Raw genomic sequence first — 17248 nt, forward strand, 5'->3', positions numbered from 1 at the left:
TCAGTGTTGGTCCAGGAAGTCGCCTTCGCCACTGGTGTTCCTCCGGATATCTACGAATTTCACCTCTACACCCGGAATTCCACTTCCCTCTCCCGTACTCAAGCCAAGCAGTTTCGAACGCAATTCCTCGGTTGAGCCGAGGGCTTTCACATCCGACATACTTGGCCGCCTGCGCGCGCTTTACGCCCAATGATTCCGAACAACGCTTGCACCCCCCGTATTACCGCGGCTGCTGGCACGGAGTTAGCCGGTGCTTCCTTTGCAGGTACCGTCAAGACCACGGGGTATTAACCCGTGGCTTTTCGTCCCTCCTGACAGGGCTTTACGTCCCGAGAGACTTCATCACCCACGCGGCGTCGCTGGATCAGGCTTTCGCCCATTGTCCAAGATTCCCTACTGCTGCCTCCCGTAGGAGTCTGGGCCGTGTCTCAGTCCCAGTGTGGCTGGCCATCCTCTCAGACCAGCTACCCGTCGAAGCCTTGGTGAGCCGTTACCTCACCAACAAGCTGATGGGACGCGGGCTGATCCATTGGCGGCAGGTCCGAAGATCCCCACCTTTTCCCACTGCGTCCGAGGACACCGTGGTCTTATACGGTATTAGCCCCAGTTTCCCGAGGTTGTCCCGTACCAAAGGGTACATTACCCACGTGTTACGCACCCGTCTGCCGCTCTACTCGCCGCCCGAAGGCAACTTTCGCGCTCGACTTGCATGTATTATGCGCGCCGCCAGCGTTCGTTCTGAGCCAGGATCAAACTCTCCGGTTTTTGAAAAACGGTTGAGTCTAACCTTGGTCGATTTTCTACAAGCCACCTGCGCTGGCTAAAGAACAGGTGACCCATTGGATTTTCGCTCAAAGGTTTTGCGAAAAAGCCGCAAACCTCATCACAAGCTCACTATCCAGTTTTCAAGGAGCGAGACCCGCCCCGGTTACTCGGGGGCGTGCAAGACGGCGGATAATACCTCTAGAAACCGCGCTGTCAAGTGCCTTTTTCGGCGGGTACCACTTTTTCTTGCTGCTCTATCGACTGCTTCTGAAGGCCGGTGAACCTTACTGTTCTCCGGCGAGGAAGCGGGTTTTTATGGGACCCCCCCCTACCTGTCAAGCAAGAAAGATCGAGCTTTCTGCGTTTTTCTCGAATTGCCCTGGAGATGCAGAATTCTGCCCCTCCTGGCCGCATCGAGAAGGTCCCCGCCGACGCCCGATCCCGGGGCCTAGCGGGGCAATCGGCAGGATTCCGCCCGCAGGAGGGCCTTCAGGTCCCCCAGGGCCTCCTCGAGGCGATCGTTCACCACCAGGAAGCGGTAGCAGCGCAGGCCCCGGGCGTTCTCCTCGGCGGCCACCGCCAGGCGTCGCTCGACCTGCTCGGCGGCGTCCGTACCCCTTCCCCGCAGCCTCCGCTCGAGCTCCTCGGCGCCGGGCGCCATCACCCAGACGGTGAGCGCCTCCGGATAGGCCGCGGCGATCTGCTCGCCGCCCTGCACGTCGATGTCGAAGATCACGATCTTCCCGGCGGCCAGGCCCTCGCGGATCGTCGCGTGCGAGGTGCCGTAGCGGTGCCCGTGCACCTGGGCCCACTCCACCAGCGCCCCCTCGGCGATCAACGCATCGAAGCCCGCGTCGTCCACGAAGTGGTAGTCGACGCCGTCGACCTCTTTCCCGCGCCGCGCGCGGGTCGTGTAGGAGACGCTGAAGGCGGCGCGAGGATCGTCGCCGAGGAGGCGGCGGGCGAGCGTGGTCTTGCCCGCGCCAGAGGCGGCCGAGATCACCAGCAGCACGCCCTCGCTGCGCGGAGGAGGAGGCTCATTCGACATTCTGCACCTGCTCTCGGATGCGCTCGATCTCGGCCTTCAGATCCATCACCTTCGCGGCGAGCTCCGCGTCCTGGGCCTTCGAGCCGATCGTGTTCACCTCGCGGTTGAGCTCCTGCACGAGGAAGTCGATCCGCCGCCCCACCGGCTCCTCGGCCGCGAGCAGCTCCGCGAGGGAGGCGAGGTGCGTGTCCAGGCGGGTGATCTCCTCGCTGACGTCGGCCTTCTCGGCCAGCAGGGCCACCTCCATCGCGAGGCGATCGGGATCCAGCTTGCGCTCGCCGAGCAGCTCCAGGAGCCGCGCCTCGAGCCGCTCGCGCCGCGCCTCGAGGCGGCCGTCGGCGAGCCCCTGCAGCTCGGCGCACTGCGCCTCGAGGAGCTGCAGGCGGCTCGAGAGATCGCTGCGCAGGGCCTCACCCTCCCGCTCGCGCATGGCGAGGAGGAGCTCCAGCGCGGCGTCCACGGCGGCCTCCGCGGCCGGGCGAAGGGCGTCGGGCTCGTAGCTGCGTTCCTGCCGCTCGAGGATCCCCTCCACCTGCGAGAGCGCGACGGGATCGAAGCGGGGCTCGACGCCGAGGTGCGCGGCGATCTCCTCGAGGCGCTCGCGGTAGGTCGTGAGGAGCCCGGTGTCGAGGCCCAGCTGCACCTTCCCCGAGGGCCGCTTCTCCCAGCGCAGCGAGACCTCGATCGAGCCGCGCCCCAGGCGTGCCCGGATGCGCGAGAGGAGGCCCGCCTCCAGCGGCAGGAGGTCCCGGGAGGCCCGGAGCTTCACGTCGCAGAAGCGGTGGTTCACGCTGCGGATCTCGCAGCCCAGGGTTCCGTCCTCGAAGTCCGCGGTGCCTCGGCCGAAGCCGGTCATGGATCGAAGCATGACCTCATTCACTCCCACCAAACGCGGCCTTGGCGCAAGGTGCTCCCCGATCCAGGTGGATCAGGCGCGCCCGCGCTCCTCGAGCTCCGCGGTGGCCTGGGCGAGGAACTCGCGCAGCTCGCGATCGAGGCGCAGCCGCTGGGCCTCCTCCTGCCCCTCGACGGCGAAGGGCGTGAGGTCCACCACCCGGTGGGGCGGCTCGGTATGACCCCAGCGCACGGGATCCATGTGGAGGAAGAGCTGGAAGGTGGGCACGCCCACCGCGACCGAGAGGTGCATCGGGCCGGTGTTGTTGCAGACGGTCACGCCCGCGGCGACCATCAACGCCGCCAGATCGTCGAGGCTGGTCGGCGGCGCGAGGCGCGCGCCGGGCACGGCGTCGGCGACGTAGCGCGCCAGGCCCTCCTCCCGCGGCCCCCAGGTGATCAGGGGCGTGCGGCCCGCGTCCACCAGGGTCTCGCAGATGCCGGCGAAGACCTCGGGGGGGAGGCGGCGCCAGTCCAGCCGGCCCCCGGGGTTCACGACGGCGAAGCTTCCTTCGCGCACCTCGGCCAGGAGGGTCTCCAGCTCGGGTAAGGTGGCGACCGGGTGGTAGACGAGGTGCTCGACCGGCGACTCGATGCCGAGGGGCTCGAGTAAAGCGATGCGCTGCGAGACCTCTCGGCGGGTCTCGGCCAGCGCCGGCACCGGGTGGGTGCGCAGGCCGCCCACCGGCCAGATCGCCGCACCGATCACCGCCGAGTGCGGGCCGCAGAGGCGGGCGAGGAGCGCGTGGGTCACGGAGGGCTCGGACCAGTTCCCCTGATCGACGATCACGTCGTAGCGCCGCTGGCGAAGGGCGCGCAGCTGAGCTCCGCGGCCCAGCCACCAGAAGCGCTCGCGCTCGAAGGGGATCAGGCGATCGACCGCCGGGTGATCCTCGAGCACCCGCACGCAGCGGGGGTGCACCAGCACGTCCACCTCGGGCTCGTCGGGCAGCCCCTTGAGGGTGGCGAGGACCGGCGTGAGCAGCACGGCCTCCCCCACCCGGTTGTCGACCCGCACCACCAGGAAGCGCTTGCGCCGGGCGAGGGCCGCCTGCGCCCGCTTCCAGCGCCAGGGGCGCCAGAGGAGAGGGATGGCGAGGAGGGCGGCGATCCGCTTCGCGATGCGTTCGAGGGTCTTGAGCACTTTTGGGCTTCGAGCTTCGAGCTTCGAGCTTCGAGCTTTGGGCTGTGAGCTTTGAGCTTCGAGCTGCGAGCTCATGGCTTCGAGCTATCAGCTTCCCGGATCCGGGGCCATGGGTCTCGCTTCGTGGCCGCCAGGCGCCCTCACAGCTCGCAGCTCACAGCTCGCAGCCGAAGACTGACAACCCCTCTCGCCCATGCGACTAATCGAGCCATGGAGTCGCTCTCGATCCTCGTCGTCACCGACGCCTGGAAGTGGTTCGCCGAGGCCGAGCAGCTCGCGCTGGCCTGCGAGGTGCTCGCCGCACGGGGACACCGGATCGAGGTGGCCTGCCAGCCCGAGTCGCCGGTGCGCGCGCGCCTCTCCGGGGTGGCCCGTCGCTTCCACGATCTGCCGGGGCTGCGCGGCCCTGCCTCGCCCCTCGAGCCCCTGCGCAACGTCGGGCGCCTGCGGCGCGTCCTGCGGGAGGGCGCGTTCGACCTGGTCCACGCCTACCGCAGCCCCCCTCACGGGCTTGCCCTGACCGCCCTGCGGGGCTGGGGCCGCCGGCGCCCGGGTCTGGTGCGCACCCGCGGCGGGGCCCAGCCGATCACCGGCGGCGCCGCGAACCGGATGATCTACCAGGGCCTCACCGACGCGGTGCTCGCCACCTCGACGACGATCCGCGAGGACCTGATCCGCCTGGGGCTCGCGCCCGACGCCGTCACCCTCCTGCCGAACGTGGTCTCGACCGATCGCCTGGCGGGGGCGGACGGCGCGGCCTTCCGCCGGGAGGTGCGGCTGCCCGCCGAGGGCCCGGTGGTCGGCGTGCTCGGCCGCTTCGCGAAGGTGAAGGGGCACCGCTACCTCGTCGAGGCCCTGCCCCGCCTGCTGGAGGTGCACCGCGACCTGCGGGTCTGCCTGGTGGGCCCGGAGGCCGACGGGGCGGAGGTCGAGGCCCTCGCGAGGGCCGAGGCGCTGGGCGTGCGCGATCACGTGGTGCTGGTGGGCGAGCGCGACGATCCCGGCTCGGTGCTGGCGGCCCTCGACGTGGTCGCCGTGCCCTCCGTCGGCTCGGAGGTGATCGCCCGGGTGCCCCTGGAGGCCATGGCCCTCGGCCGCCCGGTAGTGGCCAGCCGGGTGGGCGTGCTCCCCGAGATCATCCGCGAGCCGGAGAGCGGCTGGCTGGTGCCGCCGGCCGATCCGAAGGCCCTCGCCCACGCCGTGCTCGAGGCCCTCGATCCGCAGGAGGGGCGACGCCGCGGCGCCGCCGCGCGGCGCCAGGTGGAGAGCCAGCACCTGCCGGAGCACCTCGGCGAGGCCCTCGAGGCCGCCTACTCCCGGGTGCTCGCGTCGAGGGATCCGAGGCGCTCGAGCAGCTCGCTGGTGGAGTGATCCTTGGGGTCGCCGGCGATGGCGACCCTCCCGCCGCAGCGCTCGACGGCCTCGCGCTCCGGCACGGTCTCGGGCGTGTAGTCGGTGCCCTTCACGTGGAGATCGGGGCGCAGCGCCTCGATGAGCGGCACCACGTCGAGGGACTCGAAGACGTGGACGAGATCGACGCCCCGGACGCTGGCGATCAACTCGGCGCGCTCGGCCTCGGGGATCATCGGCCGCCCCTCGCCCTTGAGCGCCCGCACGGAGGCGTCGGCGTTCACGCCGACGATGAGGCGATCGGCGAGCTCGGCGGCGCCGCGCAGGTATCGCAGGTGACCGACGTGGAAGAGATCGAAGGCGCCGTTGACCAGGGCGACGGTGAGCCCCTGGTCGCGCCAGCGCGCGCGCCAGCTCGCCGCCTCCTCCAGCGAGACGATCGCCGCGGGCAGGGCGGGCTGGCTCACCGGCCCCCTCCGGTGCGGACGGCGGCCTCTAGCTCCGCGAGGGACGCGACCTCGGTGCCGGGCTTCTGGACCACGATGCCGCCGGCGATGTTGGCCAGGCGGGCGGCGTCCTCGAAGGAGGCGCCCGAGGCCAGCGCGGCGCAGAAGCAGGCCAGCACGGTGTCACCGGCGCCGGTGACGTCCACCGCCTCGGGGGGGCCGTGGGGCGGCAGGTGAGTGGCCTTGCCGCGAGAGCCGGCGAGGCAGAGGCCCTCGTGGCCCCGGGTGAGCAACACCGCCTCGAGCTCGAGCTCCGCGGCGAGGTAGCGCGCGGCCCGCGCGGCGCTGCGCGCGTCGTCGGCGCGGCGGCCGGTGGCGGCCTCCAGCTCCGGGGCGTTGGGCTTGATCACCGTGACCTTGCCGAAGCGCTTGAGGTCGAAGCGCGAGTCGACCACCACCGGCTTGGTGCGCGCGGCCTTTCGCACGGCGCGCACCACGGCGGGGACGAAGGTGCCCAGGCCGTAGTCGGAGACGGCGACCAGATCCACCGAGGGCAGGGCCTTCTCGAGGGCCGTCACCAGCTTCGCGGCGGTCTTCTCGTCGAGGGGCTCGTGGCTGCCCTGATCGAGGCGCACCACCTGCTGCGGGGTGGTGGAGAGGCCGCCGGCGAGGATGCGGGTCTTGGCCTCGGTGGGCCGGGTCGAGCTGACGACGAGGCCGGTGGTGGCGACCCCGACGTGGGAGAGCAGGTCGCGCAGGTTGCGGCCCGCGTCGTCCTTGCCCACCACCCCGAGCACCTTGGTGCGCGCGCCGAGGGCGCGCAGGTTGGCGACGACGTTCGCCGCCCCACCCGGCCGCTGATCGCGGCGGGTCTCCCGGACGATGGGGACCGGCGCCTCGCGCGAGATGCGATCGGTCAGCCCGTAGATGAACTGGTCGAGGACGAGATCTCCGATGACCAGCACCCGGGCCTGCGCGAGGCGCGGGATCAGCGGAGCCAGAGAGCCGTTGTCGCTGCTAGCCATCGACTGCGGTGGTAGCCGAAGGCCTCGCCGAGAGCAATCCGGCCGGAGCGCCGCGAGGGCGATCCGGCCGGGTGAGCTCCAGCGAGGGTGGGGAGGATCAGGCGGGCGGCGCCGCGGAGAGATCGTCGGGGGGCGGCCAGAGCTCGGCGGCGGGATCGACCCGCCGCTCGCCGAAGCGCGAGAGGACGACGGCCCCGGTGCCGGCGAGGGTGGCGAGGAGGAGGACCAGCCCGGCGGCGAAGCCGATGACCGGGATCTCGGCGAGGAGGCCGAAGCCGAAGAAGACCAGCATCCCGAGGACCAGCTCGCGGGCGGGCGTGCGCTTGCCCGGCGGGGAGAGGCGCCGCCCCACCCGCAGGGAGACGACGGTCCAGCCCAGCACGGCGGTGGCGAGGTAGGCGAGGAGGAGCACCGGCACCAGGAAGATGCCGACCACGGTCATCACCAGCAGGAGGGTCACCGGGAGGAACGCGATGAAGAGGAGCAGGCCGGCGAGGATCGACTTCGCGAGGTCGCCCTGCAGCGGCCGCCGCATCCGATCGATGCGCTTGGGCATGGCGACGATGAGCAGGAAGGCGAGGACCAGCACCGTCAGGTACTGCGCCGTGGTGGAGACGATGTCGCTGAAGAAGCCGGCCAGCCCGCGGCTCTCCTCGGAGTCGGGGATGATGATCATCTTCGCGGGCGGGCCGCCGTCGCCGTGGTGGTGGTGGCTGCGGCGGGAGGAGCCCACCCGCGAGCCGAGGACCTCGGCGCTCGGATCGACGTCGACGCTGCCGCCGAGCGCGGCGACGTCTCCGGTCACGGTGACGCCGGCCCCGATGGAGACCGAGCCGCCCAGCGCCGTCACGTCGCCCTGCACCGTGGCGCCCTCCTCCACGCGCACGCTGCCGCCCATGGCGACCGCGTCGCCGGTGACGGTGGCGCCCTCCTCGATGACCACGCTGCCACCGAAGGAGACGGCGTCGTGCACCTCGTCGCCGGCTGCGACGGTGACGCTCTGTCCGTAGGAGATGCGATCGGAGCCCACGGCGAGGACGCCGAGCTCGGCGGAGGCCGTGGCCGGCACGAGCAGGGCGGCCCAGGCGAGGGCGGCGAGGGGAAGGAGGCTGCGACGGGTCATGGGGTGTTCTCCTCGAACGAGGGGAGAGGCGCGAAGCGGAGCAGGACGCGCGCGAGGGCGGCGAAGAAGAGGGCCTCGCCGATCAGCAGGCCGGCGCCGGTGCCCTGGGGGAGCGCGGCGACGAGGCCGTCGAGGACGGCGAGGGCGGCGACGAGGGCCGCGCCCAGGGAGCCGATGCCCCGGCCGACGAGGGCGGGGAGATCGGCCAGGAGGTCGGTGCCGAAGAAGGCCAGCAGCCCGGCCGCGAGGCCGGCGGCGACGATGCCCAGGGCCCAGGGCTTCAGCGCCGGCGCCGGCGCCGCGAGCGCGGCGGGCGCCTCGTCGAGGCGCGCCAGCACGGAGGCGGCGAAGTCGGCGCCCGGATCCGGAGCCTCGAGGGCGCCGAGGCCGTCGCAGAGCCGGCGCCAGCTCTCCACCTGGTCCCGACAGGCCGGGCAGGCCGAGAGGTGGGCGTCGCGCGCGGCGTCGCCGGGCAGGCGCTCTCCGGCGCCGAGGCGCTGGAGGAGCTCGGAGTCGAGGTGGGTGCTCATGGGGTGATGCCCTCCTGCTGGAGGTGATCCTTCAGGGCCGCACGGGCCCGGTAGAGCCAGGTCATGATCGTCCCGGGGGGGCGGCCGAGGATCGTGGCGATCTCGGCCACCGGCAGGCCCTGGACGTGGTGAAGCTCGATCACGGCGCGGTAGTGCTCGGAGAGCTCCGAGAGCGCCCGGGAGAGGGCGTCGCCCAGCTGCGCCTGCTCGACGGCGGCGTGGGCCCGGGGACCGTCCACCAGCTGCGGGGGCGGCGCGGAGGGCTCGCCCGGCTCGGGGAGGCCCTGCTGCTTCCAGCGGCCCTGGTACCGCAGGCGATCCACGCCCAGCCGCCGGGTGATGGTCAGCACCCAGGGGGCGAAGGGGCGCGTGGGATCGAGGCGCTCTCTGGCGGCCCAGGCCCTCACGAAGGCCTCCTGGGCGAGGTCCCGGGCGTCGTCGGGGTTGCGGGCGAGGCGCAGCGCCAGTCCGTAGACCGAGCGCTGGTGGAGCGCGACCAGCTCCCCGAAGGCCTGGCGATCGCCCGTCCGCACCCGCTCCAGGAGGGCCCGCTCGCCCGGGGGGCGGCGGTCCTCTCGCTCCTCCCGGGCCGCATCGTCGGCCGGGAGGGCCTCCGCGGCAGAGCCCGGAGGGTCGAAGACCGGTGAGCTGACCATCGCGTACACACCCCTACCCTACGAACGGGGCCGGTGGCCATTTCAGCCGGGAGACCCCTTTTCCGGCGGCTGCTTCCACCGGCGGTGGAGCCAGAGCCACTGCTCGGGAGCGGCCTCGATCCGGGCCTCCAGGGTGGCGTTGAGGCGCTCCAGCACCGCCACCTCGGCCTCGCCCTCCCCCACCTCGAAGGGGCGCACCACCATCCGGTGGCGCCAGGGGCCCTCCCGCACCAGGTAGACGGTGAAGATCGGCGCGCCGCTGCGGCGGTGGAGCACCACCGGGGCCCGGGTGGTGAAGGCCTCCCGCCCGAGGAAGGGCACCGCCACCCCGCCTGGCGGCGGCAGGTGCTGGTCGATGACCAGGCCCAGCACGCCCCCGCCCCGCAGGTGGCGCAGGATGGCCCGGGTGCTCCCCTTCACCGGGAGCTCGGCGAGCCCGATCCGGGCCCGCAGGCCCGCCCAGCTGCGGTCCAGCCAGCCCACCCGCAGGCGCTTGCTCACCACGGCCAGGGGCAGGCCGAGCCGGGCGGCGGCCACGGCGCAGAGCTCCCAGCTGCCGAAGTGGGCGGTCGCCACGATCGCGCCCCGGCCGCTCGCCGCGGCCTCCTCCAGGGCCTCGAAGCCGTCGAGCACGATCTGCTCGCGCAGCGCCGCGAGGGGCGCCGTGATGCCCCACAGGAGCTCGGCCAGGGCGCGCCCGAGGTGCCGGTGGAAGGCGCGCTCGATCCGGCGCCGCTCGTCCTCGCCGCGCCCCGGCAGGCTGCGGGCGAGGGCCTCCCGGACGAGGGCGCGGCGCACGCCGAGCACGCCGAAGACCAACACCGAGAGGGTCATGCCCGCCGCCGCCAGGAGGGGCCGGGGCAGGAGGCGCGAGGCGGCGAGGAGGAACCGGACGAGCATGACCTGCAACCAGCGCCCGCGCCCCGCCTCAGGCGGTGGGCTCGGGCAGCCCGGCGATCGCCCGGGTGAGGAGCTGCTCGCCCTCGAGGATCTCGGTCTCGACGACCACCACCGCGATCCCGTGATCGGGGGGCAGCGCGAGGCCGCCGAGGCGCTGCGCGTCCTTCTCGGTGGTCACCACCATGGCCCCCTCCGCCTTCGCCTCGGCCAGGACCGCGCCGATCTCCTCGGCGCTGAAGGCGTGGTGATCCCCGAAGACGCTGTTCCCGGTGAGGCGGGCGCCGGCGCTGGTGAGGGTCTGGAGGAAGGAGTGGGGGCGGGCGACGCCCGAGAGCGCGTGCACCGCCCTCCCCTCCAGCCAGCCGGCCTCTCGCCGGTCCTGGCCTTGCAGATCGCTCACCGCCACCGGGCGGTAGCAGGCGCGCACCACGGGGAGGCCCAGGCGCGAGAGCAGGGTCTGCAGCTCGGCCTCGGTGGTGAGGGGCCGCTGGCCGAGCTCGTCGGTGCGCGAGAGCCAGACCAGGTTCGCCCGGGAGAGCGCGGTGACGGGCTCCCGCAGCGGCCCTCCGGGGAGCGCCCGCCCGTTGCCCAGGGGGGAGCTCGCGTCGATGACGACGATCTCGAGGTCGCGGTGCAGGCGCCGGTGCTGCATCCCATCGTCGAGGAGCGCGAGGGTGGCGCCGTGCTCCTTCGCCGCGCGCTCGGCCAGCGCCGCGCGGTCGGGGCCGGCCAGGACGATCACCCCCTCGCAGCGGCGCGCGATGAGGAGGGGCTCGTCGCCGGCCTCCCGCGCCGGGAGGTGGATCCCCTCGGCGTCGGCGACCAGGCGGGCGTCCTCCCGCTCGGCACCGTAGCCCCGCGTGAGGACCGCCACCCGCTCGCCCGCGTCGCGGAGGCGGCGGGCCAGCTCGATCACCACCGGCGTCTTCCCGGCGCCGCCGACGATCAGGTTGCCCACGCTCACCACCGGGATCGGCGCCCGGACGACCTCGAGGAGCCCGTTCTCGTAGGCCAGGGAGCGGGCGCGCATCGCGGCGGAGTAGACCCACGAGGCCGGCGCGAGGGCCTGGAGCAGCGCCCACTCGCCGAGGCTGGGGTGAGCCTCGAACCAGGCCTCGGAGAGGCGTCGGGCCAGGGGGTGCCGAGAGAGGGTCATGGCGAGTCGCTCGAGCCCTGGGCCTCGCGCAGATCTCGGATGGCGCGGTGGACCATCTCCACCTCGATTCCCCGCAGACAGTCGTGGTGGCCCAGCGGACAGCTCATCGTACCGTGGTTGCTGCAGGGCTGGCAGGGCAGACCCAGGTGGAGCAGGTGCACCGCGGGCCCCTGCGGCCCCGGCGCCCAGCGGCCGGGCGCGGTGGGCCCGAAGAGGGTCACGACCGGGCACCCCACGGCCGAGGCGAGGTGCGCCGGTCCGCTATCGGCGCTCACCAGCAGCGTCAGCCGGGCGAGGAGCGCCCCGAGGGCGGCGAGCCCGAGATCGGCGCTGGTGGCGACGCGCCCCGCCGGGAGCTCCTTCATCAGGCGCTCGTGGAGGGCCCGCTCGTCCGGGCCCCCGATGAAGACCACCGAGCTGCCCTCGTCGATCAGGAGGCGCGCGAGGGCCTGGTAGCGCTCCAGGGGCCAGTCCTTGGTGGGCCAGCGGCTCGCCGGCGCGAGCCCCACCCTCGGCGCGGGGGGCAGCTCGAAGACCTCGAGCTCGCTCCGGCCCTCCCCGGGGATCGTCCAGCGGTAGGGCAGCGGCGCGTCCGGGGCGCCGGGGGGCGGCCGCACGCCGAAGGCGCCGAGGGCCCGGAAGTAGAGGCGGGTCGCGTGCGGGCCCTCGAGGGGCCGGTCCCGGCCGAGGAGGGCGAGGAGGGCGCCGCCGAGGCTGCGGCGCTGCAGCCGGGCGCTCTCCAGCGCGCGGTCGCGCCGCAGCGCGGCCACCAGCCGGCGGGTCCGCACCTTGTTCTGCAGATCGATCACCGAGGTGAAGGCCTCGTCCTTCAGGAGGGCGTGCACCTCGGCGACCGGGGCCGCCCGCCCCCGCCCGTCCCGGGGCCAGACGAAGAGCCGGTCGATCAGCGGCTGATCGCGCAGCAGCGGCGCCTGCGCCGGGTCGGTGAGGAAGGCGAGGCGCGTGCCCTCCTGCACCTCCCGCAGGGCGTGCAGCGCCGGGAAGGTCAGCAGCACGTCGCCGATGGCCGAGAGGCGGATGACGAGGTGGTAGGGCTCGTTCATCATTGCCGGCTCCCCGGCAGGAGCCGGAGCATGTGATCGACGTTGCGCACCGAGGCCCCCCGGATCGCGGCCACCGTCTCTCGGGCCAGCTCACCGACCTCCCGCAGGGTCTCGGGCTGGGCGAGGAGCTCGGCGATCACCCGCTCCAGGTGCGCGGCGTCCTGCACCTGCAGCCCACCCCGCCCCTGGAGGATCTGCACGGCGTCGTGGAAGTTGCGCATGTTCGGCCCGAAGAGGACCGGCCGGCCGCAGGCCGCCGGCTCCAGGATGTTCTGGCCGCCGCGATCGGTGAAGGAGCCGCCGACGAAGACGACGGTGCCCAGGGCGTAGGCCGCGCCGAGCTCACCGATCGTGTCGAGGAGGATCACCCGCGCCGCGGCGTCCCCCCCGGCGTCGGAGCGGCGGCGCGGCTCGAAGCCCGCCTCGCGGCAGAGGCTCTCCACCCGGGCGATCCGCTCCAGGTAGCGCGGCGCGACGAGGAGCCGCAGCGCCGGGAAGCGCTCGCGCAGGCGACCGTAGACCTCGAGGAGGAGCCCCTCCTCACCCTCGTGGGTGCTCCCGGCGATCAGGAGGGGCTCGTCCTCGCGCAGGCCGAGGGTCGCGGCGAGCCCCTCGGGGGCCGCGCCCCGCCCGACCAGCGCGTCGAACTTGGTGTTGCCGGTCACCCAGACCCGATCGAGGGGCGCGCCCAGATCGAGGACCCGCTCGGCCTCGTCGTCCTCGCGCATCAGGAAGAGATCGATCTCCCGCAGGGGGTTGCCGATCAGGCGGAAGAGGAAGCGGTAGCGCTCGAGGTTGCGGGAGGAGAAGCGGCCGTTGGTCAGCACCACCTTCGCGCCCGCCTGCCGGGCGGCGCGGATCAGCGTCGGCCAGACCTCGGTGTACTCCAGGACCAGGATGTCCGGCGCGATGGCCTCCATCGCCCGGCGGGTGGGCCCCGGCAGGTCCCAGGGCAGGTAGGTCACGGCGTCGACCCCCGCGAGCTGCTCCCCCATGAGCATCCCCGAGTTGGTGAGGCAGGAGACGATCAGGGTGCAGTCGGGCAGGCGCGAGCGCAGCTCGCCGATCATCGGCGAGATGGCCTGCAGGTCCCCCGCCGACGCGCCGTGGAGCCAGATCCGCGGCCGGCCGGGCGCCGAGGGGCGCTCCGGGAGGATGGGCTCGGCGTAGAGGCCCAGGCGCCGCCGCCACCCCGCCCTCACCTTCACGTGGAGGAGGAGGATGGGCGTGAGCAGTGCGAAGAGCAGGTACGACCCGATGAGATAGATGACGCGCACGAGCGCGGCGGATCATTCCCGGGAAGGTGGTGGGGGGCAAGCCATCGTGTCTCACTCCCCCGGAAACCATCCCGCGCACGCGCACGTTGCACGCGCACGCGCACGGCGTTCTTCACGGGTGGCCAGCACCTGGCCGACTCGTCTCAGTCCTGCCCTGGCCAACAGCGCGCGCAGCCGCGAGGCCCGGGCTCGCCGGGGTCCGGCTCTGCGCCGCAGGCGGCGTCGGCGTCGGCGGTGGCCGCGTGGAGGCGCTCGCTCAGGGTGGCGGCCAGGGCCTCGCGCTCGGCGCGGGTGGCCCGGCGGGGCACCTCCAGCGGCTCGCCGAGGACCACAGCCGCCGGCGAGAAGAGGTGGGGGATCTGGTAGCGGTCCCAGGTCTTCTTCAGCACTCGCCGGCGACGCACGGCGGCGCCCACCGGCACGATGGAGCGGCCCGAGTGCTGGGCCAGGAGCAGGACGCCGGGGTGGACGGTGTGGAGGGGTCCGCGGCCGCCGTCCACGGCGAAGGCGGCTCCCCTCTCCTCCTCCCCCACCCGGCGCAGCACGCCCCGCAGGCCGGCGATGGCGTCCCGGCTCTCCGAGCCCCGCACCACCGCGAAGCCGAGGAGGGCGAGCACCCGCGCCTGCAGGGCTCCGTCCCGGGAGTGGGAGACCATCACCGCGAGCCCCCGCGGGTAGCGCCAGCAGAGCAGCGGCAGCTGCCTTCCATGGAAGAAGGCGAAGATCGGAGGGGGCACGTCGGAGCGCAGCTCCGGACGGTCGCCCGATCCCTGGACGATCGTCTCCGGCCGGACCGTGAGGCGGAGCAAGCGGATGACGAGGACCGCCACGAGAGACAGGAGCCAATCGCGGACTCCCCTGATCACCCCGGCTCACCCCCGTCGACGTTCACGTCCACGTCCACGTCCACGGCCTCTCCCGTGGACCCGTCATCAACCGGCGGCTCGACCGGGACCAGCGAAGTGCCTGACAAGATCCAAAGGAACCTCCGCGCCCCGAGGAGCCACGGCCGCGCCAGCTCCACCTCCGCGTGCCACCGCCCCGGCTGCGAGGCCGCTCTCACCTCGGAGCCCTCGACCGCCGCCACCTCCACGCCATCGCGGAAGAGCAGGAGCCGCGCCCGCGCCCCGGCCGGCACCCCGGCCCCCAGCCGCGCGACGATCTCCTCCCCGGTGGTGTCCAGCACGAAGCCCGACGCGTCGGCCAGCCCATCCACCGCGCAGAAGAAGCGCCCCTCCCTCAGCGCCTCGATCACCGAGGCCGCCCGGACCTCCGCCTCATCCCCGGCGAGCGCCCCGGGCGCGAGGTGGGTCCCCAGCACCCGGAAGACGGGCGGGTAGCCCGGCAGCCCGTGGGCGTCGTGCCCGCAGAAGCCCTGCTGCAGCCCGCCCTCGGCCAGCGCCCGGTGGAAGCGCTCCCGCGCCTCGTCCACTCCGTCGAGGAGGTGGAGCACGGCGACGTCGGGGCTGGCTGGATAGGAGAGGACGGCCGTGAGGAGGGTCAGGGGCGAGCGCAGGGCGACCCGGTAGGCCGAGTCGGCGGAGAGCACCTCCATCGCGTCGATGCCCTCGAAGGGCCCCTCCCAGGGCCGCCGCAGGTTCACCGGGTGGGAGAGGCTGACCAGGCTCCCGCTCGCGCGGGCCGCGCCCACGGGATCGTCCCGGCGCAGCGGCCAGCCCGCCACCTCCCCTCCCCCGTAGGCCAGGATGTGCCCGGCGCTGGTGGAGAGCTCCACCCCCGGGATCACCAGCACGCCCTCCTGCTCGGCGGCGGGATCCGGGGTGACGTTGTGATCGGCCAGCACGATGAAGTCGAGGCCGGCCTCGCGGGCGTGGCGGGCGACCTCCTCCACGGGGGCGCGACCGTCGCTGCGCGTGGTGTGCACGTGGAGAGCGCCGCGCGCAGCGGCCGAGCCGTCCGGCGTCCGGGGGGGAGGCAGCTCGAGGGTCGCGACCCGCAGGAGCCAGAGCGCCCAGAGGGCGAGGAGCCCCCCGAGCAGCCTCAGTGCGCTGCGGAGCAGGCGACGCCACCGCTTCATGCGCCCGCCGCTGCCTCCGGCGCGCTCGCCTCGGCGAGCTCCTTGAACTGCAGATCGTGGAGGGTGCGATAGAGCCCGCCGCTCGCCAGCAGCTCCTCGTGCGTGCCGGCCTCGACGATCCTTCCGGCCTCGAGGACCTCGATCCGGTGGGCCTTGCGGATGGTCGAGAGCCGGTGGGCGATGACCAGCACCGTCCGGCCGATCATCAGCTCCTCGAGGGCCGCCTGCACCGCGGCCTCGCTCTGGGTGTCGAGGCTGCTGGTGGCCTCGTCGAGGATCAGGATCGGCGCGTCCTTGAGCAGGGCCCGGGCGATGGCGATGCGCTGCCGCTGGCCGCCGGAGAGGGCGACGCCCCGCTCGCCGAGGGAGGTCTCCAGGCCCAGCTCGAGGGACTCGACGAACTCCCGGGCCTGCGCCCGCTCGAGCGCCTTCCAGAGGAGGGCCTCGTCGACCTCGGCGTGACCGTAGGCGACGTTGTTCCGCACCGTGTCGTTGAAGATCACCGTGTCCTGGGAGACCACCGCGATCTGCTGGCGCAGGGAGCGCAGGGTGAGCTCTCGCAGATCCCGTCCGTCGATCCGCACCGCCCCCTCGCTCACCTCGTAGAAGCGGGGCACGAGGCTCGCCAGGGTGGTCTTCCCGCCGCCGGAGGGGCCGACGAGGGCCGTGATGGAGCCCTTGGGGAGCTCGAGGTCGATCCCGTCGAGGGCCTGACGCAGGCTGCCGGTCTCGGTGCGGTAGGCGAAGCGGACGCCCTCGAAGGTGATGCCCTCCTCGAAGCGCTCGAGCGCCACCGCGCCGGGGGCGTCGGCGATCTCGGCCTCGGCGTCGAGGATCTCGAAGACCCGCTCGGCGCTGGCGGCGCCGGTGACGGCGAACTGCCCCAGCTTCCCGAGGTTCTTCACCGGCATGTAGAGCAGCACCACGGTGGCGAAGAAGGAGAGGAGGTGCGCCGGGGAGAGGGTCCCCGAGGCGATGCCCGAGGTGGCCCAGTAGAGGGCGATGGCCAGGCCGCCGACCCCGAGGATCTCCATGGTGGGGGTGGAGGCCCCGCGGACGAGGAAGGACTTGCGCATCACCCGCACGTAGGCGTCGTTGGCCTCGCCGAAGCGGCGGGACTCGTAGTCCTCCATGGTGAAGGCCTGCACCACCCGGATGCCCCCGAGGGTCTCGAGGATCAGCTCGCCGATGCCGCCGACGATCACGTTGGCGTCGGTGGTCACCGAGCGCAGGCGCCGGGCGAAGCGCACCACCGGGATGAGGATGAAGGGCAGGATGAAGAAGGCGATGAGGGAGAGGCGCCAGTCGAGGGTGAAGGCGACCACCAGCAGGACGATGACCTGCAGCCCGTCGCGGATCATCGAGGCCACGGCGTAGGTGACCCCCATCTCGACCTTGTTGATGTCGTTGGTGAAGCGGGTGGCGATGTCGCCGCTGTGGTGGTGGTCGAACCAGGCGGGAGGCAGGGTCAGCAGGTGGCGGAAGAGATCCTTGCGCAGGTCGACCACGACCCGCTGCCCGGTCATGCCCATGAAGTAGAACTGCCCCAGGTAGGCGATGCCCTTGAGCACGGCGACCACGAAGAGGGCCACCGGCAGGGCCACCAAAGCGTCCTCCCGCTCGAGGCTGGCCGCCTCCAGCAGGGGCAGGATCTTCCCCGCCGCCTCGGCGCCCTTCTCGCCGCCGGTCATCAGGAACTCCAGCACCGGCCCGACCAGGAAGGCGTAGACCCCGGTGGTGCCGGCGAGGATCACCATGAAGATCACGGCCACCGCGAAGCCCGGGCGGTGGGCCTTCAGGTAGCGCAGCAGGCGCAGGTAGGTCGCGATCAT

General features: G+C 72.9%; 16 protein-coding genes and 1 rRNA gene. 1 reads left to right on the forward strand and 16 read right to left on the reverse strand.

Annotated elements, in window-relative coordinates:
- From P1V51_21490 to P1V51_21505, 4 genes are all read right to left on the reverse strand, one after another.
- A 16S ribosomal RNA gene (locus tag P1V51_21490) occupies window positions 1-765 on the reverse strand; the annotation flags it as partial.
- Window positions 766-1213: 448 nt separating this feature from the next.
- A complete protein-coding gene (gmk, locus tag P1V51_21495; protein MDF1565626.1) occupies window positions 1214-1813 on the reverse strand; it encodes a guanylate kinase in 600 nt (199 codons plus the stop codon).
- Window positions 1803-2681 (reverse strand): YicC family protein, encoded by an 879-nt coding sequence (locus tag P1V51_21500; protein ID MDF1565627.1) that lies wholly within the window; start codon window positions 2679-2681, stop codon window positions 1803-1805. Before P1V51_21500 ends, gmk begins: the two co-directional genes overlap by 11 nt.
- Window positions 2682-2741: 60 nt before the next feature.
- Window positions 2742-3851, reverse strand: a complete 1110-nt coding sequence (locus tag P1V51_21505) for a glycosyltransferase family 9 protein (GenBank protein ID MDF1565628.1) — start codon at window positions 3849-3851, stop codon at window positions 2742-2744.
- Between the two features lie 210 nt (window positions 3852-4061).
- On the opposite strand from P1V51_21505, the gene P1V51_21510 reads away from it, so the two are divergent.
- On the forward strand, window positions 4062-5222 hold the full coding sequence (locus P1V51_21510; protein MDF1565629.1) for a glycosyltransferase: 1161 nt from the start codon (window positions 4062-4064) through the stop codon (window positions 5220-5222).
- On the opposite strand, the gene P1V51_21515 is transcribed toward P1V51_21510, so the two are convergent.
- The 12 genes from P1V51_21515 to P1V51_21570 all read right to left on the reverse strand — a co-directional run bounded on the left by P1V51_21515 (window position 5162) and on the right by P1V51_21570 (window position 17248).
- Entirely contained in the window at window positions 5162-5668 is a 507-nt protein-coding gene (locus P1V51_21515; GenBank protein MDF1565630.1) for an adenylyltransferase/cytidyltransferase family protein, read from the reverse strand. The two genes, P1V51_21510 and P1V51_21515, sit on opposite strands and share 61 nt — an antisense overlap.
- Complete coding sequence (locus P1V51_21520; protein ID MDF1565631.1) at window positions 5665-6672, reverse strand: PfkB family carbohydrate kinase; 1008 nt, start codon at window positions 6670-6672, stop codon at window positions 5665-5667. The genes P1V51_21515 and P1V51_21520 overlap by 4 nt, the downstream gene beginning before the upstream one ends.
- A 97-nt stretch (window positions 6673-6769) precedes the next feature.
- Complete coding sequence (locus tag P1V51_21525) at window positions 6770-7795, reverse strand: polymer-forming cytoskeletal protein (protein ID MDF1565632.1); 1026 nt, start codon at window positions 7793-7795, stop codon at window positions 6770-6772.
- A complete protein-coding gene (locus tag P1V51_21530; protein ID MDF1565633.1) occupies window positions 7792-8325 on the reverse strand; it encodes a hypothetical protein in 534 nt (177 codons plus the stop codon). The genes P1V51_21525 and P1V51_21530 overlap by 4 nt, the downstream gene beginning before the upstream one ends.
- The gene (locus tag P1V51_21535; protein MDF1565634.1) at window positions 8322-8981 is read right to left on the reverse strand and encodes an RNA polymerase sigma factor; all 660 of its coding nucleotides are present in this window, start codon (window positions 8979-8981) and stop codon (window positions 8322-8324) included. Before P1V51_21535 ends, P1V51_21530 begins: the two co-directional genes overlap by 4 nt.
- A gap of 42 nt (window positions 8982-9023) precedes the next feature.
- Window positions 9024-9881 carry a lysophospholipid acyltransferase family protein gene (locus P1V51_21540; GenBank protein ID MDF1565635.1) on the reverse strand — a complete coding sequence of 286 codons (858 nt, stop codon included), beginning with the start codon at window positions 9879-9881 and terminating at the stop codon, window positions 9024-9026.
- A gap of 28 nt (window positions 9882-9909) precedes the next feature.
- Window positions 9910-11037, reverse strand: coding sequence for a tetraacyldisaccharide 4'-kinase (gene lpxK / locus P1V51_21545; GenBank protein ID MDF1565636.1), 1128 nt, complete (start codon window positions 11035-11037; stop codon window positions 9910-9912).
- Entirely contained in the window at window positions 11034-12104 is a 1071-nt protein-coding gene (locus tag P1V51_21550; protein MDF1565637.1) for a glycosyltransferase family 9 protein, read from the reverse strand. The genes lpxK and P1V51_21550 overlap by 4 nt, the downstream gene beginning before the upstream one ends.
- Window positions 12101-13378, reverse strand: coding sequence for a glycosyltransferase N-terminal domain-containing protein (locus P1V51_21555; GenBank protein MDF1565638.1), 1278 nt, complete (start codon window positions 13376-13378; stop codon window positions 12101-12103). Before P1V51_21555 ends, P1V51_21550 begins: the two co-directional genes overlap by 4 nt.
- Window positions 13379-13521: 143 nt before the next feature.
- Entirely contained in the window at window positions 13522-14208 is a 687-nt protein-coding gene (locus P1V51_21560) for a lysophospholipid acyltransferase family protein (protein MDF1565639.1), read from the reverse strand.
- Window positions 14209-14240: 32 nt separating this feature from the next.
- Entirely contained in the window at window positions 14241-15416 is a 1176-nt protein-coding gene (locus P1V51_21565; GenBank protein ID MDF1565640.1) for a CehA/McbA family metallohydrolase, read from the reverse strand.
- Window positions 15413-17248 (reverse strand): ABC transporter transmembrane domain-containing protein, encoded by a 1836-nt coding sequence (locus P1V51_21570; protein ID MDF1565641.1) that lies wholly within the window; start codon window positions 17246-17248, stop codon window positions 15413-15415. Before P1V51_21570 ends, P1V51_21565 begins: the two co-directional genes overlap by 4 nt.

It is taken from the genome of Deltaproteobacteria bacterium (assembly GCA_029210625.1).
Lineage (GTDB): Bacteria > Myxococcota > Myxococcia > SLRQ01 > SLRQ01 > JARGFU01.